This window comes from Streptomyces sp. AM25, from assembly GCF_058146165.1.
Genome location: NZ_JBKIWN010000015.1, coordinates 24,009 through 46,952, shown reverse-complemented (window position 1 = coordinate 46,952; position 22,944 = coordinate 24,009). Strand labels below are relative to the sequence as shown.

22 protein-coding genes are annotated in these 22,944 nt (G+C 72.0%); 16 read left to right on the top strand and 6 right to left on the bottom strand.

From position 1 onward, the window contains the following. On the bottom strand, positions 1-495 hold the full coding sequence (locus ACLHRZ_RS20825; protein WP_490419999.1) for a DUF3515 domain-containing protein: 495 nt from the start codon (positions 493-495) through the stop codon (positions 1-3). A gap of 20 nt (positions 496-515) precedes the next feature. Beyond that, positions 516-749, bottom strand: a complete 234-nt coding sequence (locus ACLHRZ_RS20820) for an Lrp/AsnC family transcriptional regulator (protein ID WP_171087478.1) — start codon at positions 747-749, stop codon at positions 516-518. 149 nt (positions 750-898) lie between these two features. On the opposite strand from ACLHRZ_RS20820, the gene ACLHRZ_RS20815 reads away from it, so the two are divergent. Together ACLHRZ_RS20815 and thiD are read left to right on the top strand one after the other, a co-directional pair. Then, on the top strand, positions 899-1,885 hold the full coding sequence (locus tag ACLHRZ_RS20815) for a thiamine-phosphate kinase (RefSeq protein ID WP_490419998.1): 987 nt from the start codon (positions 899-901) through the stop codon (positions 1,883-1,885). Positions 1,886-1,895: 10 nt separating this feature from the next. Beyond that, on the top strand, positions 1,896-2,690 hold the full coding sequence (thiD, locus tag ACLHRZ_RS20810; protein ID WP_490419997.1) for a bifunctional hydroxymethylpyrimidine kinase/phosphomethylpyrimidine kinase: 795 nt from the start codon (positions 1,896-1,898) through the stop codon (positions 2,688-2,690). Between the two features lie 148 nt (positions 2,691-2,838). On the opposite strand, the gene rpmB is transcribed toward thiD, so the two are convergent. Next, positions 2,839-3,024 (bottom strand): 50S ribosomal protein L28, encoded by a 186-nt coding sequence (gene rpmB / locus ACLHRZ_RS20805; protein WP_003957616.1) that lies wholly within the window; start codon positions 3,022-3,024, stop codon positions 2,839-2,841. A 239-nt stretch (positions 3,025-3,263) separates the two neighbouring features. Between rpmB and ACLHRZ_RS20800 the strand changes: the two genes are divergently transcribed. The 9 genes from ACLHRZ_RS20800 to mutM all read left to right on the top strand — a co-directional run bounded on the left by ACLHRZ_RS20800 (position 3,264) and on the right by mutM (position 12,325). Further along, entirely contained in the window at positions 3,264-4,946 is a 1,683-nt protein-coding gene (locus tag ACLHRZ_RS20800) for a DAK2 domain-containing protein (RefSeq protein ID WP_490419996.1), read from the top strand. A gap of 38 nt (positions 4,947-4,984) precedes the next feature. Beyond that, the gene (gene recG / locus ACLHRZ_RS20795; RefSeq protein ID WP_490419995.1) at positions 4,985-7,195 is read left to right on the top strand and encodes an ATP-dependent DNA helicase RecG; all 2,211 of its coding nucleotides are present in this window, start codon (positions 4,985-4,987) and stop codon (positions 7,193-7,195) included. Between the two features lie 124 nt (positions 7,196-7,319). After that, complete coding sequence (rsmD, locus tag ACLHRZ_RS20790) at positions 7,320-7,919, top strand: 16S rRNA (guanine(966)-N(2))-methyltransferase RsmD (protein WP_490419994.1); 600 nt, start codon at positions 7,320-7,322, stop codon at positions 7,917-7,919. Further along, positions 7,916-8,425 carry a pantetheine-phosphate adenylyltransferase gene (gene coaD, locus ACLHRZ_RS20785; protein WP_490419993.1) on the top strand — a complete coding sequence of 170 codons (510 nt, stop codon included), beginning with the start codon at positions 7,916-7,918 and terminating at the stop codon, positions 8,423-8,425. The genes rsmD and coaD overlap by 4 nt, the downstream gene beginning before the upstream one ends. Before the next feature lie 98 nt (positions 8,426-8,523). Then, positions 8,524-9,567, top strand: coding sequence for a F0F1 ATP synthase subunit B (locus ACLHRZ_RS20780; protein WP_490419992.1), 1,044 nt, complete (start codon positions 8,524-8,526; stop codon positions 9,565-9,567). 186 nt (positions 9,568-9,753) lie between these two features. Continuing rightward, positions 9,754-10,350, top strand: coding sequence for a YceD family protein (locus ACLHRZ_RS20775; RefSeq protein WP_490419991.1), 597 nt, complete (start codon positions 9,754-9,756; stop codon positions 10,348-10,350). Between the two features lie 2 nt (positions 10,351-10,352). Further along, the gene (gene rpmF / locus ACLHRZ_RS20770; RefSeq protein ID WP_015657589.1) at positions 10,353-10,526 is read left to right on the top strand and encodes a 50S ribosomal protein L32; all 174 of its coding nucleotides are present in this window, start codon (positions 10,353-10,355) and stop codon (positions 10,524-10,526) included. Positions 10,527-10,545: 19 nt separating this feature from the next. Then, a complete protein-coding gene (gene rnc / locus ACLHRZ_RS20765; protein WP_490419990.1) occupies positions 10,546-11,364 on the top strand; it encodes a ribonuclease III in 819 nt (272 codons plus the stop codon). Between the two features lie 97 nt (positions 11,365-11,461). Further along, on the top strand, positions 11,462-12,325 hold the full coding sequence (gene mutM / locus ACLHRZ_RS20760; protein ID WP_490419989.1) for a bifunctional DNA-formamidopyrimidine glycosylase/DNA-(apurinic or apyrimidinic site) lyase: 864 nt from the start codon (positions 11,462-11,464) through the stop codon (positions 12,323-12,325). A gap of 57 nt (positions 12,326-12,382) precedes the next feature. Here the strand turns inward: mutM and ACLHRZ_RS20755 are convergent, their stop codons facing one another. Continuing rightward, complete coding sequence (locus tag ACLHRZ_RS20755) at positions 12,383-12,766, bottom strand: winged helix-turn-helix transcriptional regulator (RefSeq protein ID WP_490419988.1); 384 nt, start codon at positions 12,764-12,766, stop codon at positions 12,383-12,385. 126 nt (positions 12,767-12,892) lie between these two features. On the opposite strand from ACLHRZ_RS20755, the gene ACLHRZ_RS20750 reads away from it, so the two are divergent. Next, positions 12,893-13,480, top strand: coding sequence for a flavodoxin family protein (locus ACLHRZ_RS20750; protein ID WP_490420213.1), 588 nt, complete (start codon positions 12,893-12,895; stop codon positions 13,478-13,480). Positions 13,481-13,530: 50 nt separating this feature from the next. On the opposite strand, the gene ACLHRZ_RS20745 is transcribed toward ACLHRZ_RS20750, so the two are convergent. After that, positions 13,531-14,637, bottom strand: a complete 1,107-nt coding sequence (locus ACLHRZ_RS20745) for a CAP domain-containing protein (RefSeq protein WP_490419987.1) — start codon at positions 14,635-14,637, stop codon at positions 13,531-13,533. Positions 14,638-14,769: 132 nt separating this feature from the next. On the opposite strand from ACLHRZ_RS20745, the gene ACLHRZ_RS20740 reads away from it, so the two are divergent. From ACLHRZ_RS20740 to ACLHRZ_RS20725, 4 genes are all read left to right on the top strand, one after another. Next, a complete protein-coding gene (locus ACLHRZ_RS20740) occupies positions 14,770-15,051 on the top strand; it encodes an acylphosphatase (protein WP_490419986.1) in 282 nt (93 codons plus the stop codon). Between the two features lie 390 nt (positions 15,052-15,441). Beyond that, positions 15,442-15,648: a hypothetical protein gene (locus ACLHRZ_RS20735; protein WP_490419985.1), complete on the top strand. Its 207-nt coding sequence runs from the start codon at positions 15,442-15,444 to the stop codon at positions 15,646-15,648. A gap of 200 nt (positions 15,649-15,848) precedes the next feature. Further along, positions 15,849-19,409: a chromosome segregation protein SMC gene (gene smc, locus ACLHRZ_RS20730; RefSeq protein ID WP_490419984.1), complete on the top strand. Its 3,561-nt coding sequence runs from the start codon at positions 15,849-15,851 to the stop codon at positions 19,407-19,409. Positions 19,410-19,603: 194 nt separating this feature from the next. Continuing rightward, positions 19,604-21,025 (top strand): sugar porter family MFS transporter, encoded by a 1,422-nt coding sequence (locus ACLHRZ_RS20725; RefSeq protein ID WP_490419983.1) that lies wholly within the window; start codon positions 19,604-19,606, stop codon positions 21,023-21,025. Between the two features lie 399 nt (positions 21,026-21,424). Here the strand turns inward: ACLHRZ_RS20725 and ACLHRZ_RS20720 are convergent, their stop codons facing one another. Then, on the bottom strand, positions 21,425-22,897 hold the full coding sequence (locus ACLHRZ_RS20720; RefSeq protein WP_490420212.1) for a purine-cytosine permease family protein: 1,473 nt from the start codon (positions 22,895-22,897) through the stop codon (positions 21,425-21,427). Between the last annotated feature and the right edge of the window lie 47 nt (positions 22,898-22,944).

The following is a 22,944-nucleotide window of genomic DNA, read 5'->3' as shown; positions in this document are numbered from 1 at the left end:
CTAGGAGATGATCCCTTCGGGGATCGTCTTCTTGACGGCGTCGGCGAGGTCGGTCAGCGCACTGATGTCGCCGGCGTCGCCGACCACCTGCTTCGGCAGCGTCACCTCGACCCAGGCCTCGCGCAGGGTGGTGGTGCAGCGCACGCTGCCGTCGGGCTGCTTCTCGGGCAGCCAGTCGACTCCGTCGATCTCCGCGGCGTCCGCGCCCGGGTTGCGCTGCAGCAGCTCCGGCTTCGGGACCCCGCAGCGCAGGACGATCGCAGGACGGCCGCCCCAGGCGGCGGTAAAGTCCGAAGCAGGAACCGGGTCGTGCCGCTCGCGGCCGTCCACGGTCCCCGGCAGTTCCTTGTGCAGCGCCCGGCAGAGCGCGGCCTCGGCGGCCGGCGGCGTGGGTGCCGCCGGCGCCGCGGGCCCGCCCGGGGCCGAGCAGGCCACGGCCGTCAGCAGCAGGGCAACAGCGGACAGGCCGGGGGGCCGGCGGAGCGAAGACTTCACCGGCCGAGCATACGGGGGAGCTAGATATGGACGACCGGGCAGGTCAGAGTGCGGGTGATGCCCTCCACCTGCTGGACTCTGGCCACCACCATGCGGCCGAGGTCGTCCACCGTGTCGGCCTGTGCGCGGACGATCACGTCGTACGGGCCCGTGACGTCCTCGGCCTGGATCACCCCCGGGATCTTGGAAATGACATCGGCCACGGTCGACGCCTTGCCGACCTCGGTCTGGATCAGGATGTACGCCTGTACCACGGAACCTCCAGGGCGGCTACGAGGATCATGTGGGGAGAAGAGACGCCACGGTACCGCGTCACCGCAGGTTGAGGGGAGACCCGCGCGGCCTGCGCGGCGTGGAAATGGCCGGTGAGGACACCGGAACGGACACTCCGAGGAGGAGCTCAGTGAAAGGCACCGTGGGCGAGCTGGGGGAGTTCGGGCTCATCAGAGAGCTCACCTCCCGGCTCACCACCACCCCGGCGGTACGGCTCGGGCCGGGTGACGACGCCGCGGTGGTCGCCGCCCCCGACCGCAGGGTCGTGGCCAGTACGGACGTCCTCCTGGAGGGGCGGCACTTCCGCCGCGACTGGTCCACGGCCTACGACGTGGGCCGCAAGGCGGCCGCGCAGAATCTGGCCGACATCGCTGCCATGGGCGCGGTGCCCACCGCGGTGCTGCTCGCCCTCGTGGTGCCCGCCGAACTGCCCGCCACCTGGCCCGTGGAGCTGATGGACGGCATCCGCGACGAGTGCCAGGTCGCCGGGGCCGCCGTGGTCGGCGGGGACGTGGTGCGCGGGGAGACCATCACGGTGGCCATCACGGCCCTGGGCGACCTGCGCAACCACGAGCCGGTCACCCGCTCCGGCGCCCAGCCCGGCGACGTGGTCGCGGTGACCGGCTGGCTGGGCTGGTCCGCGGCCGGGCTCGCGGTGCTCTCCCGGGGCTTCCGCTCGCCCCGCGCCTTCGTCGAGGCCCACCGGCGCCCCGAGCCGCCGTACCATGCCGGTCCCGCCGCTGCGGCGCTCGGCGCCACGGCCATGACGGACATCAGCGACGGCCTGATCGCCGACCTCGGGCACATCGCCGACGCCAGCAAGGTCCGCATCGACCTGCACACGGCCGCGATCGACGTGCCCACGCAGATGTCCGACATCGGGCAGGCGGTCGGCGTCGACCCGCTGCAGTGGGTGCTGACCGGGGGAGAGGACCACGCCATCGTGGCCACCTTCCCGCCGGACGTGAAGCTGCCCGCCCGCTGGAAGGTCATCGGCGAGGTCGTCAGCCCCTCCGCCCTGCCGCAGGTCACCGTCGACGGAGCCCCCTGGGACCGGGCGGGCGGCTGGGACCACTTCGGGGACCTGGACGCCGAGGAGCACCGGGGCGACTTGTAGATTCGGCCCCATGCCGATACCTCCACGCGTGCTCACCGTCGCCGGGTCCGACTCCGGCGGCGGCGCCGGCATCCAGGCCGACCTGAAGACGATGCTCGCCCTCGGCGTGCACGGCATGAGCGTCGTCACCGCCGTCACCGCCCAGAACTCCCGAGGTGTCCAGGGCTCCTGGCCGCTGCCGGCCGAGGCGGTGCGGGCCCAGTTCCGCAGCGTCGTCGACGACATCGGCGTCCAGGCGGTCAAGACCGGCATGCTCGCCTCGGCCGAGCTCGTGGAGACCGTGGCCGGCCTGCTGGACGGCGTGCACGCGCCCGTCGTCGTCGACCCCGTGGGCGTCTCCAAGCACGGGGACCCGCTGCTGGCCGCGTCCGCGCTCGACGCGGTCCGCACGCGGCTGCTGCCGCTGGCGACGGTCGCCACGCCCAACCTGGACGAGGTCGCCTGGCTGACGGGCGTGCACGTGACGGCGGAGGCCGACCTGCGCCGGGCCGCGGACGCGGTGCTGGCCTACGGCCCGGAGTGGGCCCTCATCAAGGGCGGCCACCTGGACGGCCCGGACGCGGTGGACCTCCTGACGGACGGCGAGGAGGAGTACTGGCTGCGGGCGGTACGCCATGGGAACCGTCACACGCACGGAACGGGCTGCACACTGGCGAGCGCGATCGCATCGGGCCTCGCCAAGGGCCGCGCGGTGCCGGAGGCCGTGACGCGGGCCAAGGACTATGTGACGGGCGCCATCGCAGCCGGCTTCCCCCTGGGCGGGGGCATCGGCCCGGTGGACCATGGCTGGACGTTCCGGGGCTGACCGGGCCCCGTCAGGGGCGCGGGGCTTACTTGCATCATGCGGCTCCGCCGCGTGGGCGCGAGCACCCCCACCGACCCGCAGACAAAAGCAAAAACCGGCCCACCGCGAGGTGGACCGGCTTCGGCAACCGGCGGGGCTGCGCTAGCGATTAGCGCGAGACCTTGCCGGCCTTGATGCACGAGGTGCAGACGTTGAGGCGCTTCGGCGTCCGACCGACCACGGCACGCACACGCTGGATGTTCGGGTTCCAGCGACGGGACGTACGGCGGTGCGAGTGCGAAATGTTGTTGCCGAAGCCCGGCCCCTTGCCGCAGACGTCGCAGTTGGCAGCCACGGGTCACTCCAAAGACTTCAGATGCACTTACGGGAAATCCCGGCGTGCCGGGTCGATGGTGACTGGCTTGCCAGGGGAAAGCCTGATTCTCATCAGGCAACCGGAGCAGCATACAACGACCGCTCCTGGACAACGAAACTACCATGACCGCCCCGGCCCCCGCCCGGCCTGCCCTTCCCGGCCCGGGACAGGGCTACTCTGCCCACTGCCCAGCCCCCAGCCGTCCGAGGAGGACCCAGGTGCCGCACACGCTCGACGCCGAAGCGGTGCGCACCTGGTGCGCCCTGGCGCTGGACGCGCTGGGCCGGGCCCGCGAGGAGATCGACGCGATCAACGTGTACCCCGTCGCCGACGGGGACACCGGCACCAATCTCTACCTGACCGTGGAGTCCGCGGCCCGCGCCGTGGACGCCGCCTTCGACGGCCACGCCACCACCGGCCCCGGCTCCCGCCCCGGGCTCCCCGAGGCCGTCCGGGCCATGGCCCACGGCGCGCTCATAGGGGCCCGCGGCAACTCCGGCACGATCCTGGCCCAGCTGCTGCGCGGCATGGCCGAGGTGCTGACCTCCGCCGGTGACGAGGATCACCACGGCGGCACGGGCGGCGCCCTGCTGCGCCGGTCCCTGGAGCGCGCGGTGGAGTCCGCGTACGAGGGCGTGGCCCGCCCGGTCGAGGGCACCGTGCTCACCGTGGCCGCGGCCGCCGCCGAGGCCGCCGCGGCCGTCCCCGGCACCGCCGCCGCGGAGACCGCCCGCGCCGCCTACGAGGGCGCCCGCACCGCCCTGGAGGCCACCCCCCGCCAGCTCGACGTCCTCGGCCGGGCCGGCGTGGTCGACGCGGGCGGCAGGGGACTGGTGGAGGTGCTGGGCGCGCTGTCCAGCGCCCTGGCGGGCGGGACGCCCGGCCCGGAGACCGCGGGGCCCGCGCCGCTGGCCACGCGCGCGTGGACGGACGCCTCGTACCACCCCGAGGCCTGCCCGGCCGACTTCGGCGGCGCCGCCACCGGCGCCGAGCCCGCCTTCGAGGTGATCTACCTTCTGGAGGCCGCCGACGACGCCGTCGCCAAGCTGCGCACCCGCCTGGACGCGCTCGGCGAATCGCTGGTCGTCGTGGGCGGCGACGGGCTGTGGAACGTCCACGTGCACGTCGACGACGCCGGGGCGGCCGTCGAGGCGGGCATCGACGCCGGGCGCCCGTACCGGATCCGCATCACCCACTTCGGCGGCGCCGCCCAGGAGCGCACCCGCACCCGCGAGCGGGTCCAGCGCGCCGTGGTGGCCGTCGTCCGCGGCGAGGGCCTGGCCACGCTGTGCACGGAGGCCGGGGCGACCGTGGTGGCCGTGCGCCCGGGGGAGCCGCCGGCCAGCGGCGAACTGGTGCAGGCCGTGCGCCGCGCCCACGCGCGCGAGGTGGTGCTGCTGCCCAACGACGACGACCTGCGCCACACCGCCGCGGCCGCCGCCGAGCAGGCCCGCGCCGAGGGCGTGCGCGTCGCCGTCATCCCCACCCGCTCCCCGGTCCAGGGCATCGCCGCCCTCGCCGTCCACGAGCCCGGCCGGCGCTTCGACGAGGACGTCGTCGCCATGACCTCCGCCGCGGGCGCCACCCGCTACGCCGAACTCGCCGTCGCCGAGCGGCAGTCCTGGACCATGGCCGGCGTCTGCCAGGCCGGGGACGTCCTCGGCCTGATCGACGGCGACGTCGCCGTCATCGGGCAGGACCTGGCCGGCACCGCCGGCACGGTCCTGGACCGGATGCTGGCGGCGGGCGGCGAGATGGTCACGCTCGTCCTCGGCGACGAGGTCCCCGACGCCGTCGCGGGCCGCCTCGAACAGCACGTGCGCGACTCCCACCTGGCCGTGGACACCGTCGTCTACCGCGGCGGCCGGCAGTGCGCGCCGCTGCTCATCGGGATCGAATGATGCGCACCTGACCGGCACTGTCACACCGATGGTGTGCAATGGGGCATGTGCCCGCCCTAGACGAATCCCTGAAGAAGACCCTCGGCGGCAACACCGCCAAGGTCATGGCCGAGCACCTCGGTCTGCATACGGTCGGCGACCTGCTGCACCACTACCCGCGCCGCTACGCCGAGCGCGGCGAGCTCACGCGGCTGAACGACCTGCCGCCGGACGAGCACGTCACGGTCGTCGCCCAGGTCTCCGACGCCCGCGTGCACAAGTTCAACGCAGGCCGGGGCCAGCGCCTGGAGGTCACGCTCACCGACGGCAGCGGGCGGCTGCAGCTGGTCTTCTTCGGGCGGTCGATCTACCACCACCAGAAGGAGCTCCTGCCCGGGCGCCGCGGCATGTTCGCCGGCAAGGTCGGCACCTTCCGCAACGTCCGCCAGCTGTCGCACCCCGCCTACGAGATGCTCGGCGAGGACAGCGGCGCGGACGCGGCCGAGGCCTGGGCCCAGCAGCTCATCCCGCTCTACCCGGCCTGCGCCCAGATGGAGTCCTGGAAGATCTCCAACGCGGTGGACGTGGTGCTCGCCTCCCTGGAGGCCACCGGCTGGGAGGCCGTCACCGACCCGCTGCCGCCCGCCCTGCAGGAGGGCCGCGGGCTGCTGCCGCTGCCCGAGGCACTGCGCAAGGTCCACCGGCCGCGCACCAAGGCCGACATCGAGGACGCCCGCGCCCGGCTGAAGTGGGACGAGGCGTTCGTCCTCCAGGTCGCCCTGGCCCGCCGCCGGCACGCCGACGCCCAGCTCCCGGCCGTGGCCCGCAAGCCCGTCGCCGGAGGCCTGCTCGACGCCTTCGACGCCCGGCTGCCGTTCACCCTGACCGAGGGCCAGCGCCAGGTCTCCGCCGAGATCTTCGACGACCTGGCCACCGAGCACCCCATGCACCGCCTGCTGCAGGGCGAGGTCGGCTCCGGCAAGACCATGGTCGCCCTGCGCGCGATGCTGGCCGTCGTCGACGCGGGCGGCCAGGCCGCGATGCTCGCCCCCACCGAGGTCCTCGCCCAGCAGCACCACCGGTCGGTCACGGAGATGATGGGCGACCTCGCCGAGGGCGGCATGCTCGGCGGCGCCGACCTGGGCACCAAGGTCGTCCTGCTCACCGGCTCGATGGGCACGGCCGCCCGGCGGCAGGCCCTGCTCGACCTGGTCACCGGCGAGGCCGGCATCGTCATCGGCACGCACGCCCTCATCGAGGACAAGGTCCAGTTCCACGACCTGGGCCTGGTCGTGGTGGACGAGCAGCACCGCTTCGGCGTCGAGCAGCGCGACGCCCTGCGCTCCAAGGGCAGGCAACCGCCGCACCTGCTGGTCATGACCGCGACGCCGATCCCGCGCACCGTGGCCATGACGGTCTTCGGCGACCTGGAGACCTCCGTCCTGGCCCAGCTCCCGGCCGGCCGCTCGCCCATCGCCAGCCATGTGGTGCCCGCCAAGGACAAGCCGCACTTCCTCGCCCGCGCCTGGGACCGGGTGCGCGAGGAGGCCGAGGCCGGGCACCAGGCGTACGTGGTCTGCCCGCGCATCGGTGACGAGGAGGAGGGCGCGAACGGCAGGAAGAAGTCCCCGTCCCCGGAGGACGAGGCCGAGAAGCGCCCGCCGCTCGCCGTCCTGGAGGTCGCCGAGCAGCTCGCCAAGGGCCCGCTGGCCGGGCTGCGCGTCGAGGTGCTGCACGGCCGCATGCAGCCCGACGCCAAGGACGACGTGATGCGCCGCTTCGCCGCGGGCGAGGTGGACGTCCTCGTCGCGACGACGGTCATCGAGGTCGGCGTGAACGTCCCCAACGCCACGGCGATGGTGATCATGGACGCGGACCGGTTCGGCGTCTCCCAGCTGCACCAGCTGCGCGGCCGCGTCGGCCGCGGCTCGGCGGCGGGCCTGTGCCTGCTGGTCAGCGAGATGCCGGAGGCGAGCCCGGCCCGCGCCCGGCTGGGCGCGGTCGCCTCGACGCTGGACGGCTTCGAGCTGTCCCGGATCGACCTCGAACAGCGCCGCGAGGGCGACGTACTCGGCCAGGCCCAGTCCGGCGTCCGCTCGTCGCTGCGGATGCTCGCCGTCATCGACGACGAGGAGATCATCGCGGCAGCCCGCGAGGAGGCGGCGGCAGTCGTCGCCGCCGACCCGGAACTCGACGCCCTGCCGGCCCTCCGCACGGCGCTGGACGCGTTGCTGGACAAGGACCGCGAGGAATTCCTGGACAAGGGCTAGCGCCCCGAAGGGGTGCGGGGAACTGCGCGAACAACCCCCACCGGCCCGCAACCGAAAAACGCCTAGGCTGAGGAGGCGGCGCCCCGCCGCACCGGCAACCCACACCGCGAAGGACGCCAAACACATGACCCGCGTGATCGCCGGCACCGCCGGCGGACGCCGCCTGGCCGTGCCGCCCGGCACCGGCACCCGCCCCACCTCCGACCGGGCGCGCGAGGGCCTGTTCTCCACCTGGCAGTCCCTCCTCGGCACCCTGGACGGCATCCGGGTGCTGGACCTCTACGGCGGCTCCGGCGCAGTGGGCCTGGAGGCCCTCTCGCGCGGCGCCGGGCACGTGCTGCTGGTGGAGGCCGACGCCCGCGCGGTGCGCGTGATCCGGGAGAACGTCCGGGTCGTCGGGCTGCCGGGAGCCGAGGTGCGCACGGGCAAGGCCGAGCAGACCGCCGCCGGAACCGCGCCCTCCGCTCCGTACGACGTGGTCTTCCTCGACCCGCCCTACGCCGTCACGGACGACGAGGTGCGGGAGATCCTCCTCACACTCCGCGCCGGGGGCTGGCTGGCCGAGGACGCGCTCGCCACCGTGGAGCGCAGCACCAGGGGCGGGGAATTCCGCTGGCCGGACGGCTTCGACGGACTGAGGGCCCGTCGCTACGGCGAGGGCACGCTTTGGTACGGTCGCGCCGCCTCGGCGTGCACTGCTGAGACATCATCAGGCACGTCATGAATGGACCGGAGAGCGAGGAACCACTGTTGCGCCGCGCCGTCTGTCCGGGGTCGTTCGACCCCGTCACCAATGGACACCTCGACATCATCGCCCGTGCCTCCCGGCTGTACGACGTCGTGCACGTCGCCGTGATGATCAACAAGTCCAAGCAGGGCCTGTTCACGGTCGACGAGCGGATAGACCTGCTCCGCCAGGTCACCGCCGAGTACGGCAACGTCGAGGTGGAGGCCTTTCACGGGCTGCTCGTCGACTTCTGCAAGGAGCGGGACATCCCCGCCATCGTCAAGGGGCTGCGGGCCGTCAGCGACTTCGACTACGAGCTGCAGATGGCCCAGATGAACAACGGCCTCTCGGGCGTCGAGACCCTGTTCGTCCCCACCAACCCGACCTACAGCTTCCTCTCGTCCAGCCTGGTCAAGGAGGTCGCGGCCTGGGGCGGCGACGTCTCCCACCTGGTGCCGCCGGTGGTCTTCGAGGCCCTCACCGAGCGTCTCGCGCAGAGCTGACGCCGCGGCGCGACGCCGGTGAGTGCCGGGCGGGGTCCGCTGGCCTTACAGTCGTCCCCGTCCGTTCCCATCGGTCGGAAGAGAGTGGCGAGCGCCAGGTGGACGTACAGAAGAAGCTCGACGAGATCGTCACGGCCGTCGCCGGTGCCCGCTCGCTGCCCATGTCGGCCTCCTGCGTCGTCAACCGGGCCGAGCTGCTCGGGCTGCTGGAGGAGATGCGCACGGCGCTGCCCGGCTCGCTCGCCCAGGCGCGCGAGGTCATCGGCGACCGCGAGCAGCTCGTCGCGGACGCCCGCGAGGAGGCCGAGCGGATCCTGGACGCCGCCCGCGCCGAGCGCGGGACGCTGATCTCGGACACCGAGGTCGCCCGCCGCTCCCAGGACGAGGCCGACCGCATCCTCGCGGAGGCCCGCCAGGAGGCCGAGCAGGTCCGCGCGGAGGCCGACGACTACGTCGACAGCAAGCTCGCCAACTTCGAGGTCGTCCTCACCAAGACCATCGGCTCCGTCGACCGCGGCCGTGAGAAGCTGCTCGGCCTGCAGGACGGCGGCGTTCCCGGCGAGGACGACGCCCCGGAGCGCAGCGCCGACCCCGGCGCCCAGCGGCAGAACGCCGATGTCTACGTGGACGCCAAGCTCGGCGCGGTCTCGGCCGTCCTGGCCAAGACCCTGGAAGCCGTCGGCCGCGGCCGCGAGAAGCTGACGGGCGCCCGTCCCGCGGACGAGCTCGGTGCCCTGGGCGGGCAGGACGGCCCGCCGGCGGGCGCCCCCACCAGCGACGCGGACTTCCTCGCCGAGCTCGCCGCCTCCCAGCAGCCGCAGCAGCCGGCGAGCCCGCCCCCGGTCCCGCAGCAGCCCGTCTACGCGGACTACCAGGAGCCCGCGGCGGCCTACCAGGACCCGTACGGCTATCCGCAGGCCTACCCGGCGCAGCCGGACCCGTACGCCGTCCAGGGCGGCTACCAGGACCCGTACGGCTACCACCAGCAGCACTACGCGGCACAGCCGCAGCAGGTGCCACAACAGCAACAGCACCAGCAACAACAGCCGCACCAGCAGGGCTCCGGGCTCGACGAGACGAGCTTCTTCGACACCGGGATGATCGACCTCGACCAGCTCCGCAGGTACGAGCAGGGCCGCTGACCGGCCCGTCCGCAGCGGGACAACCGGAGCGGATTGGGCCCAGAGCGGGGCGTCCAGTATCCTGGCTCTTCGGTCGCGCATGCATCCGCGATCCAGGCTGCCCTCGGCGTTCCGCGCGGGGTGCGGCCTCACCCGCGTAGAAAGCAGGAAGCCCTGAACGCCCGCCTTGATCACCGTGACCCTCTCGTGTTCGATACGCGCGAGCTGGGCCGGCGTCCGGGTGCGCTGAAGCGGCTCTCCCGCTCCGTCCCCGCCCCCAAGGACCTCGGCATCGAGGTCATCGGGGTGGCCGAGGGTGCGACCGTTGAGCTTGACCTCCGGCTGGAATCGGTCATGGAAGGGGTGCTTGTCACAGGCACCGCCCGTGCACCGCTGACCGGGGAGTGCGTAAGGTGTCTGGAGCCGCTCGAGCAGGAGCTCGAAGTGGACTTCCAGGAGCTGTACTCCTACCCCGACCTCGACGAGCGGGGCCGCCTCGCGGCCACCGACGACGAGGACGAGGACGACGAAGAGGACACGCTCTTCCTCGAGGACGACTTGCTCGGCCTCGAACCCGTGCTGCGCGACGCGGCGGTGCTCGCACTGCCGCTGCAGCCGGTGTGCCAGGACGACTGCCCCGGCCTGTGCTCCGAGTGCGGAGCGCGGCTGGCGGACGACCCGGACCACCACCACGAGACCGTCGACATCCGTTGGGCGGCACTGCAGGGACTCGCCGGTTCCGACCAGGACGGCGAGAAGGACAACGCACCCCGTGCCAACGGGGATGACTCACAGGAGAAGTAGCCGTGGCTGTTCCGAAGCGGAAGATGTCGCGCAGCAACACGCGCCACCGCCGGTCGCAGTGGAAGGCTGCGGTCACCCCCCTGGTGGCGTGCGAGCGCTGCCACGAGCCGAAGCAGCAGCACATCGCGTGCCCGAGCTGCGGCACCTACAACAAGCGCCAGGTCCTCGAGGTCTGATCGGCGGGTGACAGGCTCCATGTCAGACGCCACTACGCCATCCCGCAGTCGCGGGAATGGGGCGCCTCAGGCGGACGCGGCCTCGTCTCACACGCTTCTGGAAGGGCGGCTCGGGTACACACTCGAGACCGCCCTTCTGGTGCGTGCGCTGACCCACCGTTCCTACGCCTACGAGAACGGTGGCCTGCCCACCAACGAACGGCTGGAGTTCCTCGGGGACTCCGTCCTGGGTCTGGTGGTCACGGACACCTTGTACCGGATCCACCCCGACCTGCCCGAGGGCCAGCTGGCCAAGCTGCGGGCCGCGGTGGTCAACTCCCGGGCGCTGGCCGAGGTCGGCCGGGGCCTGGACCTGGGCGCCTTCATCCGGCTCGGCCGCGGTGAAGAGGGCACGGGCGGCAGGGACAAGGCCTCGATCCTCGCGGACACTCTGGAAGCGGTCATCGGCGCGGTCTACCTGGACCAGGGCCTGGACGCCGCTTCGGAGCTGGTGCACCGGCTCTTCGACCCGCTGATCGAGAAGTCCTCGAACCTCGGCGCCGGCCTGGACTGGAAGACCAGCCTCCAGGAGCTCACGGCCACCGAGGGTCTCGGTGTCCCGGAGTACCTGGTCACGGAGACCGGTCCCGACCACGAGAAGACCTTCACGGCTGCTGCCCGCGTCGGTGGTGTCGCGTACGGCACCGGCACCGGCCGCAGCAAGAAGGAAGCGGAGCAGCAGGCGGCGGAGTCCGCCTGGCGCGCCATCCACCAGGCGGCGGAAGAGCGTGCCGCCGCCGCCAAGGAGGGCGGCTCCCCGTCGGCGGACGCCGACGGCGGCGCGCAGCAGAGCGCATAGCACGAACCGTCGGCCGGTTCGCGGCACCGACTCCGGTGCCGCGAACCGGTCTTCGTCTTTCCGCCGCCGGGGGGCGGCAGCCTGGAGGAGCGCACCCATGCCCGAGCTGCCCGAGGTCGAGGTCGTCCGCCGTGGCCTGGAGCGCTGGGTCAGCGGTCGCACCGTCGCCGCCGTCGAGGTGCTGCATCCGCGGGCCATTCGCCGCCACGCGGCCGGACCGGCCGATTTCTCCGCGCAGTTGACCGGGCAGCGGCTCGGCGCGGCCCAACGGCGCGGCAAGTACTTGTGGTTGCCGGTGGGGGACGGGAGCCGGGCCGTCCTCGCCCACCTCGGCATGAGCGGCCAGCTGCTGGTGCAGCCGCCGACCGCCCCCGACGAGAAGCACCTGCGCATCCGCATCCGCTTCGACGACGCCGAGGGCACCGAACTGCGCTTCGTCGACCAGCGCACCTTCGGCGGGCTCTCGCTGCACGACACCGTCCCCGGCGACCCCGAGGGCCTCCCGGACGTCATCGCGCACATCGCCCGGGACCCCCTGGACCCGGCCTTCGACGACGCCGCGTTCCACACGGCACTGCGCGGGCGGCGCACGACCGTCAAGCGGGCCCTGCTCGACCAGTCGCTGATCAGCGGCGTCGGCAACATCTACGCGGACGAGGCGCTCTGGCGCACGCGGCTGCACTACGAGCGTCCCACCGCGACCCTGACGCGCCCGCGGACCGCCGAACTGCTCACCCACATCCGCGAGGTCATGAACGAGGCCCTCGCGGCCGGCGGCACCAGCTTCGACAGCCTCTACGTCAATGTGAACGGCCAATCCGGCTATTTCGACCGGTCGTTGGACGCCTACGGGCGCGAGGACGAACCGTGCCGGCGCTGCGGCACGCCCATGCGCCGCAGCCCGTGGATGAACCGCTCCAGCTACTTCTGCCCCCGCTGCCAGCGGGCACCGCGCCCGTAAGGGGTGCGGGGAACTGCGCGACCAGCCACAACGGGCGTGCAGCCGCAAAACGACCGTTTATGGCAGACGCTCTGCGTCATACGCCTCCCGTGCGGCAAGCACATCCGGCATACGGTTCTCCAGCAGCCCGATCAACTCCGAGAGCCGCTCGGCGACTTCGTGCCCCAACGGCGTCAGCCGGTACTCCACGCGCGGCGGATTCACCGGCTGCGCCTCCCGGTGCACGAGCCCGTCCCGCTCCAGGGCCTGCAGGGTCTGGGACAGCATCTTCTCGCTGACGCCCTCGACGCGGCGGCGCAGTTCGTTGAAGCGCAGCGTGTCCTCGCGCAGCGCGCCGAGGGTGAGGGCGCCCCACCGTCCGGTGACATGGCCCAGGGTGTCGCGGGAGGGGCAGTTCCGCGCGAAGACGTCGAACGGCAGCCGGTCCTGATCCTGATCCATGCGGACACCCTACTCCGGCGCAGCGCTCACCGAAAGGTTGCGCTATCTAAAAGTTAGTGCTTTCCTTTCGGTATCGCACCACTCCACGGTGCTCCGCATCTCCGAGAGGTATCCGCCGTGTCTGCCGTGACCACGCCCGTCGTCTCCATCGCCTACCACTCCGGCTTCGGCCACACCGCCGTCCTCGCCGAGGCCGTCCGCTCCGGTGCAGCCGCATCCGGTGCGACCGTTCACCTGATCAAGGTCGACGAGATCACGGAGGAGCAGTGGGAGCTGCTCGACGCCTCCCACGCGATCGTCTTCGGCTCGCCCACCTACATGGGCACCGCCTCCGGCGCCTTCCACGTCTTCGCCGAGGCGAGCTCCAAGCGCTGGGCGACCCGGGCCTGGCAGGACAAGCTCGCGGCCGGCTTCACCAACTCCGCCTCCAAGAGCGGCGACAAGCTGCACACCCTGCAGTTCTTCTCGCTGCTCGCGGCCCAGCACGGCATGAGCTGGGTGAGCCTCAACCTGTTCCCGGGCTGGAACGCCTCCACGGCCTCCGAGAACGACCTCAACCGCCTGGGCTTCTTCCTCGGCGCCGCGGCCCAGTCCAACAACGACCAGGGTGCGGAGGCCGTCCACAAGGCGGACATCGAGACGGCGCAGCACCTGGGCCGGCGTATAACGGAGCAGGCGCGCATCTTCGCCGCGGGCCGCGTGGCGGTGGCCTGACGCACGGAAGCGCCGGGCGGGCGGCCCGCCCGGCACTCCTCTGCGCCGGTCTAGTACCCGAAGTCCTGCGTCCACCAGGGGCCGCTGTCCCCCATGTGCACCCCCACCCCCAGCCGTTTGTACTCGCAGTTGAGGATGTTCTGGCGGTGCCCGGCGCTCTGCATCCACGCGTTCATCACCGCATGGGCGTCCGGATGCCCACGGGCGATGTTCTCGCCGCCGAGGTTCTTGACGCCACGTCGTGCGGCGCGGTCCCACGGGGTCCTGCCGTCGGGGTCGGTGTGGTCGAAGAAGCCCCGCCGGGCCATGTCGTCGCTGAACGACTGGGCCAGGCCGTTGAGTTTGCCGTCCGCCCGGAGCGGCTTGCAACCCGCCCGCGCCCGTTCCTCGTTGACCAGGGACAGCACCAGGTGCGCCGCGGCGGTGTGCGGGTCGGCCAGCTTTCCGTGCAGGTGTGCCGAGTCCTCCACGGCCGCACCGGCACCCGCCGAGGCGACGCCCGTGTCCGCGGCGGTGTGCACCGACGCCGAGGCGTGGACGGAGCCCTCATGCGGATCCGACTGCTCGGGCGCCGCCATGGGGGAGTCCTGCCCGTGCGCGCGCTCCGACCCGCGGTCGGCGCGGGCGTCCTCGGCGGTCCCGCGGTCCGGAGCCGGCTGCCGTTCCTGCTCCACCGCCGGCCGGGCCTGTGCCCGGTGCTCCTCGCGCCCGCCGCCGGGTGCGGCCGGCCGGGAGCGCTGGCTGGGCGTGCCGTGCTGAGGCTGGTCGGCCCGCACCTGCCCGGGCGTGCCGGCGGCGCTGGTGCCCCCGGTGTCCTGGGTGGCGAGGCCCCCGCTCGGCAGCAGTCCGGAGATCATGGCCGCGGCGCCCATGGCCACGGCCGCGGACGCGCCGAGCAGACCGGCCCGCCGGGCGGCGGGGGCGCCGACCCGCGCCTTGATGCCCTTGGCCCGCCCGGGGCGCCGGGCGCTGCGGTGACGGCCGGCGTTGCCGTCGTCGGGGGAGATGACGGGGATGGGTTGAGTGGTCGCTTCCGAAGGGTCCTCGTCGGGGCCGAGCGGCTTGGGCCGCTCTCTCGTCTGGGGAGCCCTCGCTTTCCGGGCAATCGCTGCCGCTTCGTCAGCGGTGAGGGGGGCAGAGCGTCGATGGCGACCCATCCGCTGCCTTCCTTGTGTGCTCGGCGTGAAAGTGCGTCACTCGTACGGGGGAGCCTTATAGAGCCGCGACTGTACGGCACACGACACGGGGTCGAAGTGCTTCGTATGCAATTGGCCAGTTAGCGTGCAGACATGAACGAGAATGTCCGTCTCACGGCGTGGGTCCGTGGTCATGTGCAGGGTGTTGGCTTTCGTTGGTTCACTCGGGCCAACGCCTTGGCAATCGGTGACCTGACCGGCTTCGCCTCGAACCTCGCCGACGGACGCGTACAGGTGGTCGCCGAGGGGTCCCGCACCCATTGCGAACAATTGCTCGACTGGCTGTGCGACGGCGACACGCCCGGCCGGGTGGACGGCGTCACGGAGATCTGGGGCGCCCCGCGGGGCGGATATGACGGTTTCGAGATGCGCTGACGCCCGGCCCGGCGCCCCGGATATGCCCGGCTCCGGGGTGTCCGACATTCCATTGATATGCCTTTGGCATATTCGTCCCGCGCGAATTGCCTGATGGTTGCCAACTCGGCGGCGGCGTGCAAGGCTGCCTTCCAACGGATGATCTCCACACCCCTAGGGCCCCGGGTGCGGACAAGCGGCGCGCACGACGCCCCGCCACCCCTGGGACGCCTGCGGATACGGGGTGTGATCGTGTTGACCGTCAAACCTTTTGGTGAGACTCTGGAAGCCCCGCGCACCTTAGCTGTTTGGCATTGAAACACCGCAGTAGTGATGGCAGACACCGCGGGTGCGAATCCCTCACGACCCACACCGCTTAGGTCGGTCACTCAGTGTGGAGGACCATCCATCATGGCAAAGGCGCTTCTCGGTTACGTCGGCGGTTCCGACCCCCGAGTCCTCGCCGAGATGCGACGGCTTCAGCAGCGAGTCCAGGACCTGGAATCCGAGCTCATCCGGATGCAGGCCGAGAACGACGCGCTGACTGCCGCCGCTCACCACGGTGATTCGCTGCTCGACAGCATCGACGTATCCACGGCGGAGCCTGCGCTCGCCTGACCGTACGCCCTGCCCCGGGGGCCTGGTCGGGCTGCACTGTCAGTCAGCCGCTTAGATTCTGCAAGGGACGCTCCGGCGTCCCTTCGTCGTATCCGTCGTATCTCCGGCGCCCTGCCGTTTTCCTCCGCAGCCCCCTTACGTTCAGGATGTGCCCGGCACCTTCCGGGGTGAAACCGAGATGAACGGTAGAGTCCTGCTGCGTGCACCTCAAGAGCCTGACCCTGCGCGGGTTCAAATCCTTCGCCTCCGCGACGACCCTGCGCTTCGAACCCGGTATCACCTGTGTCGTGGGCCCCAACGGTTCGGGCAAGTCCAACGTCGTCGACGGGCTCTCCTGGGTCATGGGCGAGCAGGGTGCCAAGTCGCTGCGCGGCGGCAAGATGGAGGACGTCATCTTCGCCGGGACCACCGGCCGCCCGCCCCTGGGCCGCGCCGAGGTCTCGCTCACCATCGACAACTCCGACGGCGCCCTGCCCATCGAGTACGCCGAGGTCACCATCACGCGGACGATGTTCCGCAACGGCGGCAGCGAATACCAGATCAACGGTGACACCTGCCGCCTGCTCGACATCCAGGAGCTGCTCTCCGACTCCGGCATCGGCCGCGAGATGCACGTCATCGTCGGCCAGGGCCGGCTCGACTCCGTCCTGCACGCCGACCCGCTCGGCCGCCGCGCCTTCATCGAGGAGGCGGCCGGCGTCCTCAAGCACCGCAAGCGCAAGGAGAAGGCGCTGCGCAAGCTCGACGCGATGCGGGCCAACCTCGCGCGCGTCCAGGACCTCACCGACGAGCTGCGCAGGCAGCTCAAGCCGCTCGGCCGGCAGGCCGCCGTGGCCCGCCGGGCCGCCGTGATCCAGGCGGACCTGCGCGACGCCCGGCTGCGGCTGCTCGCCGACGACCTGGTCGCCCTGCGCCGGGCGCTGAGCGCCGAGATCGCCGACGAGGCGGCGCTCAAGACCCGCAAGGAGACCGCGGAGCAGCGGCTGCAGGAGGCGGCCCGGCGCGAGGCCGAGCTGGAGGAGCAGGTCCGCGAGCTGACGCCGCGCCTCGCGCGGGCCCAGCAGACCTGGTACGAACTCTCCCGGCTCGCCGAGCGCGTCCGCGGCACCGTCGGGCTCGCCGACGCCCGCGTCACCAGCGCTTCCGCGGCCCCCACGGAGGAGCGGCGCGGCCGCGAACCGGAGGACCTGGAGCGCGAGGCGGCCCGCATCCGCGAGCAGGAGGCCGAGTTGGAGGCCGCGCTGGAGGCGGCCGGGCGGGCCCTGGAGGACACCGCCCGGCACCGTGCCGAGCTGGAGCAGCGCCTGGCGCAGGAGGAGCGCCGGCTGCGCGACGCGGCCCGCGCCGTCGCCGACCGCCGCGAGCAGCTCGCCCGGCTGCAGGGCAGGGTCACCGCCGCCCGCGGCCGGGCGGCGTCCGCCGAGGCCGAGTCCGTCCGTCTGACGGCCGCCCGCGACGAGGCGTACGAGCGGGCCGCCGCCGCGCGCGAGGAGTACGAGCAGCGGCAGGCCGAGGCCGACGGAGCCGACGCCGGTGACGCGGACCTGGCCGCCCGCCACGACCGGGCCCGGGCGGAGCTGGCCGCCGCGGAGGCCGCCCTGGACGCGGCCCGCGAGGCGGCGGGCGAGGCCGGGCGGCGCCGCGCGGCGATCACGGCCCGTCGCGACGCACTGGCCCTCGGGCTGCGTCGCAAGGACGGCACGGGCGCGCTCCTGACGGCGAAGGAACGAATCTCCGGGCTCCTCGGACCGGCGGCGGAAGTCCTCACCGTCACCCCCGGAAGCGAACTCTCCGTCGCCGCGGCGCTGGGCGCGGCCGCGGACGCCGTCGCCGTCACCGGCCCGGCGGCCGCGGCGGAAGCACTGCGCCTGCTGAAGAAGGAGGACGCGGGCCGCGCGGCCCTGCTTCTCGCGGGAGCACCGGACGAGCCCCCCGCGGCCCCCGCCGCAGGTTTCCGCATGGCCGCCGAACTCGTGCGCGCGCCCGAGGAGTTGCGGCCCGCGGTCCGGCGCCTGCTGGCCCGCATGGCGGTCGTCGACACCCTGGAGGACGCCGAGCACCTGGTCGCCGCGCGCCCCGACCTGACCGCCGTCACCGCCGAAGGCGACGTGCTGGGAGCGCACTTCGCGCAGGGCGGCTCCAGCGGTGCGCCGAGCCTGCTGGAAGTTCAGGCGGCCGTCGACGAGGCGACGGCCGAACTCGCCGAACTCGAAGACGAATGCGCGGAGTTGACGACGACTCGGCGCGCGGCGGAAGAGAACAGAACACGGATCACCGCCCTCGTCGAGGAACTGGCGGCCTCCCGCAGCACGGCCGACCGCGCCAAGTCGAAGGTCGCCCAGGACCTGGGCCGCCTCGCCGGGCAGGCCCGTGCCGCGGAGGGCGAGGCCGAGCGCAGCGCCGCGGCCGTCGAGCGCGCGCAGGAAGCGCTGGCACGGGCCGCCGAGGAGGCCGCGGAACTGGCGGAGCGGCTCGCGGCCGCCGAGGAACTCGCGGACGGCGACGGCACGGACGACCCCGACACCGCCGCCCGCGACCGGCTCGCGGCCGACGGCGCCAACGCCCGGCAGACGGAGATGGAGGCGCGGCTGCAGGTCCGTACCCACGAGGAGCGCGTCAAGGCGCTCGCGGGCCGGGCGGACGGGCTGGACCGCGCCGCGCGTGCCGAACGGGATGCGCGGGTGCGGACGGAGCAGCGCCGCGCCCGGCTGCGCCACGAGGCCGAGGTGGCCGGGGCGGTGGCGGCCGGAGCCCGGCAGCTGCTGGCCCACGTGGAGGTCTCGCTGGTCCGCGCCGACGAGGAGCGGCAGTCGGCGGAGGCCGCCAAGGCGGAGCGCGAGTGCGAACTGGTCGCCGGGCGCAACGCCGCGCGCGAGCTCAAGACCGAGCTGGACAAGCTGACGGACTCGGTCCACAAGGGCGAGGTGCTGGGCGCGGAGAAGCGGCTGCGGATCGAGCAGCTGGAGGCCAAGGCCCTGGAGGAGCTCGGCGTCGAGCCCGCGGGCCTGGTCGCCGAGTACGGTCCCGACCAGCCCGTGCCGCCCTCGCCGCCGGCGGAGGGCGAGGCGCTGCCCGAGGACCCGGAGCACCCCCGCAACCAGCCGGTGCCCTTCGTCCGGGCGGAACAGGAGAAGCGCCTCAAGGCGGCGGAACGGGCGTACCAGCAGCTCGGCAAGGTCAATCCGCTCGCGCTGGAGGAGTTCGCGGCCCTGGAGGAGCGGCACAACTTCCTCTCGGAGCAGCTGGAGGACCTCAAGAAGACCCGCGCCGACCTCCTCCAGGTGGTGAAGGACGTCGACAAGCGCGTCGAGGAGGTCTTCACGGCGGCCTACCGGGACACGGCCCGCGAGTTCGAGGGCGTCTTCTCCCGGCTCTTCCCCGGGGGCGAGGGCCGTCTGATCCTCACGAACCCGGACGACATGCTGGCCACCGGAGTGGACGTGGAGGCCCGCCCGCCGGGCAAGAAGGTCAAGCGCCTCTCCCTCCTCTCGGGCGGAGAGCGCTCCCTGACGGCGGTCGCCCTGCTCGTGGCGATCTTCAAGGCCCGCCCGAGCCCGTTCTATGTGATGGACGAGGTCGAGGCGGCGCTGGACGACACCAATCTCCAGCGGCTGATCGGGATCATGAAAGAGCTGCAGGAGAGCTCGCAGCTGATCGTGATCACTCACCAGAAGCGGACGATGGAGGTTGCGGACGCGCTCTACGGGGTGTCGATGCAGGGCGACGGCGTTTCGAAGGTCATCAGTCAGCGCCTTCGTTGATCAAGTTCACTACTTGAACTCAACTTCTCGGCAAACAGCAGGAATCTTCTTCATCACAATCTCTTGACTTAGAGAAATGAAGACATAGGGTCTCCCACGTTGCTTACGCCTTCACGTGGCGATCGTTCTGATCTTCACCGGAAAGGCCGCCCCCCACCCCCGGCAGTGTGGCCGGGGTGCCCCAGGAGTACACGTTGACCAGCACAGCGACGGCAGCGAAGGGGTCCGAGGGCCGCAAGGCCCAGCCGGACCACCTCGGCCACGTCATCTTCATCACCGCGGCCGCGGCCATGGGCGGCTTCCTCTTCGGTTACGACAGCTCCGTGATCAACGGCGCCGTCGAGGGCATCCGCCACAAGTACGACATCGGCTCCGCCGCTCTCGCCCAGGTCATCGCGATCGCGCTGATCGGCTGCGCGATCGGCGCCGCCACGGCCGGCCGCGTCGCGGACCGCATCGGCCGCATCCGTGTGATGCAGATCTCCGCGGCCCTCTTCACCGTCAGCGCCGTCGGCTCGGCCCTGCCGTTCGCCCTGTGGGACCTCGCCCTGTGGCGCGTCCTCGGCGGCATCGCCATCGGCATGGCCTCGGTCATCGGCCCGGCCTACATCGCCGAGGTCTCCCCGCCCGCCTACCGCGGCCGGCTCGGCTCCTTCCAGCAGGCCGCGATCGTCGTCGGCATCGCCGTCTCGCAGCTCGTCAACTGGGGCATCATCAACGCCGCGGGCGGCGACCAGCGCGGCCACCTCCTCGGCATCGAGGCCTGGCAGCTGATGCTCGGCGTCATGGTGGTCCCGGCCGTCCTCTACGGCCTGCTCTCCTTCGCCATCCCCGAGTCCCCCCGCTTCCTGATCTCGGCCGGCAGGCTCGACAAGGCCAAGACCGTCCTGGCCGAGGTCGAGGGCAAGGACATCGACCTCGACGCACGCGTCGCCGAGATCGAGCACGCCATGAACAGCGAGCAGAAGTCCACCTTCAAGGACCTGCTCGGCGGCCGCTTCGGCCTGCTCCCGATCGTCTGGATCGGCATAGGCCTCTCGGTCTTCCAGCAGTTCGTCGGCATCAACGTCGCGTTCTACTACTCCTCGACGCTGTGGCAGTCGGTGGGCATCAACCCCGAGAGCTCGTTCTTCTACAGCTTCACCACGTCGATCATCAACATCGTCGGCACCGTGATCGCGATGGTCCTCGTCGACCGCGTCGGCCGCAAGCCGCTCGCCCTCGTCGGCTCCGCCGGTATGGCCGTCTCCCTCGCCCTCGAGGCCTGGGCCTTCGCCGCCAAGTCCGCGGACGGCACCCTGCCGACCGGCCAGGGCACGGTGGCCCTGATCGCGGCCCACGCGTTCGTGCTCTTCTTCGCGCTCTCCTGGGGCGTCGTGGTCTGGGTCTTCCTCGGCGAGATGTTCCCCAACCGCTTCCGCGCCGCGGCCCTGGGCGTCGCCGCCTCGGCCCAGTGGATCGCCAACTGGGCCATCACGGCCAGCTTCCCGAGCCTCGCGGACTGGGACCTCTCGGGCGCGTACATCATCTACGCGGTCTTCGCCGTGCTCTCCATCCCCTTCGTGCTGAAGTTCGTGAAGGAGACGAAGGGCAAGGCGTTGGAGGAGATGGGCTGACCTACCCCGCCCGCCCACTCCTCTGCGAGGCGCCGACCCGGTTCCGACCGGGTCGGCGCCCGTTTGTTCTGCGGCTGCCCCGCCGCGGTGGCGCCACGCGCCTTCGGCGCGTGGGGATACGCCCTCCCGCCCGCCCGTGAACGCCACCGCAGCGCGAGGCGCCTGGTCGCCCGGAGACGCGTCGTGACGGCGATGTGAGGGGGTGGGGGTGGGACGGGCCCTGGAGGGGACGTAAAAACTTTTTGTGGCAAGTACGGGGTACCGCCCCGGGGAACAGGGCAGCCGCAAAAAGTTCAGTCCCCGGAAGGGCCCGTCCCACCCCCGACCCGACCACCCGCACACACGCAAAACGGCCCCCTGCACAACGCAGGGGACCGTTTCAAGCGAGGGGAGGGGGAACTACTTCTCCTGCTCCCGCGGCGTCGGCAGAACCGCCATCAGCACGGCCGAGATGGCGATCGTCGCCGCCCAGCCCAGCCCGTACTTGCCCACGAACGTCCCGGACAGCGGCCCGCTGAACCAGGCGCACTGCGTGAAGCAGAGCCCGGCGATCAGCGCCACCGCCCACGCCGTCATCGCCTGCCAGCAGAATCCGCCCGTGTACCAGTACCGGCTCGACGGGCTGGTGTCCATCAGCCCCTCCGCGTCGTACCGCACGGCCCGCACCCGTCGCCGCGCCATGTCGACCGCGTAGACACCGATCCAGGCGGAGAACGAGACGGCGAGCAGGATCAAAAACGTGATGAACGAGCTCAGGAAGCTCTTGGCGACCAGCATCAGCATCAGACCGCCCACCAGCGAGATGGCGGCGTTGATGCTCACGGCCATCGCACGCGGCAGCTTGACGCCCATCGTCTGGGCGGTGAACCCGGCCGAGTACATCGACAGCGAGTTGATCAGCAGCATGCCCACGATCGCGGTGATCAGGTACGGCACGGCCAGCCACGTCGGCAGGATGTCACCGAGGAAGGACACCGGGTCCGGCGCCTCGGCGAGCCCCGGCGCGGCCACGGCCATCACGGCACCCATGAGCACCATCGGCACCATCACCACACCGGCACCGGAGACCGTCGCACCGACGATCTTCTTGCCGGACGCGGAGTGCGGCAGGTACCGCGCGAAGTCGGGCCCGGTCGGCACCCAGCTGATGCCGCCCGCCGCGATGGTCCCGATACCGGCGATCAACATCGCGGTCGAACCGGCCGGCTTCGAGAAGACGTCGTGCCACTTGATGTGGACGACGAGGTACCCGAGCACCAGCACGCTGAAGACGCCGAACAAATAGGTCGACCACTTGTTGCAGACGTTGAGGGCCTTCCGCCCCATGCCGCTGACAAGGAACGTGCAGGCAACGAAAACAAACAGCGTCACAACGATGAGCACGTTGTTGCTCTTGATCCCGAACAGCAGATCGAGCACGGTCAGCACGGCGTACGCACCCGTGACCGCGTTGATCGTCTCCCAGCCGAACCGGGCGACCCACAGGATCGCGCCGGGGAAGAGGTTGCCGCGCACGCCGAACGTCGCGCGGGAGAGCATCGCGCCCGGGGCGCCGCCCCACTTCCCGGAGACCGACAGGACGCCGACCATGCCGAACGACGCCAGGGCGGCGCAGGCAGCGACGATCAGGGTCTGCCAGAAGTTGAGCTTGTTGAAGACCACCAGGGCGGCGCCCATGGTGAGCAGCAACACACTGATGTTGGCGGCGACCCAGGTCGGGAAGAGCTCCCGGACCCGGCCGTGCCGCTCGTTGTCCGGTACGGGCTCGATGCCGCGGGTTTCTATCGCGCCGGAGTCGGCGGCTGCAGTGGTGGACACATCGTCCAGCAGAGCGCCGTCCGTGCGGACGGCGCTGTCCGTGGTGGGGGCCATGGGGATGGGGGCTCCGTGCAGGTGATGCGGGGGGCGGGAGGCCTCGG

Bases quoted from the DNA above. Each gene is read 5' to 3' on its own strand.
- ACLHRZ_RS20735 (WP_490419985.1), top strand. From the start codon at position 15,442: ATGGCAAAGGCGCTTCTCGGTTACGTCGGCGGTTCCGACCCCCGAGTC.
- rnc (WP_490419990.1), top strand. From the start codon at position 10,546: ATGTCAGACGCCACTACGCCATCCCGCAGTCGCGGGAATGGGGCGCCT.
- ACLHRZ_RS20745 (WP_490419987.1), bottom strand. From the start codon at position 14,637: ATGGGTCGCCATCGACGCTCTGCCCCCCTCACCGCTGACGAAGCGGCA.
- mutM (WP_490419989.1), top strand. From the start codon at position 11,462: ATGCCCGAGCTGCCCGAGGTCGAGGTCGTCCGCCGTGGCCTGGAGCGC.
- thiD (WP_490419997.1), top strand. From the start codon at position 1,896: ATGCCGATACCTCCACGCGTGCTCACCGTCGCCGGGTCCGACTCCGGC.
- ACLHRZ_RS20755 (WP_490419988.1), bottom strand. From the start codon at position 12,766: ATGGATCAGGATCAGGACCGGCTGCCGTTCGACGTCTTCGCGCGGAAC.
- rsmD (WP_490419994.1), top strand. From the start codon at position 7,320: ATGACCCGCGTGATCGCCGGCACCGCCGGCGGACGCCGCCTGGCCGTG.
- recG (WP_490419995.1), top strand. From the start codon at position 4,985: ATGGGGCATGTGCCCGCCCTAGACGAATCCCTGAAGAAGACCCTCGGC.
- ACLHRZ_RS20720 (WP_490420212.1), bottom strand. From the start codon at position 22,897: ATGGCCCCCACCACGGACAGCGCCGTCCGCACGGACGGCGCTCTGCTG.
- coaD (WP_490419993.1), top strand. From the start codon at position 7,916: ATGAATGGACCGGAGAGCGAGGAACCACTGTTGCGCCGCGCCGTCTGT.
- ACLHRZ_RS20740 (WP_490419986.1), top strand. From the start codon at position 14,770: ATGAACGAGAATGTCCGTCTCACGGCGTGGGTCCGTGGTCATGTGCAG.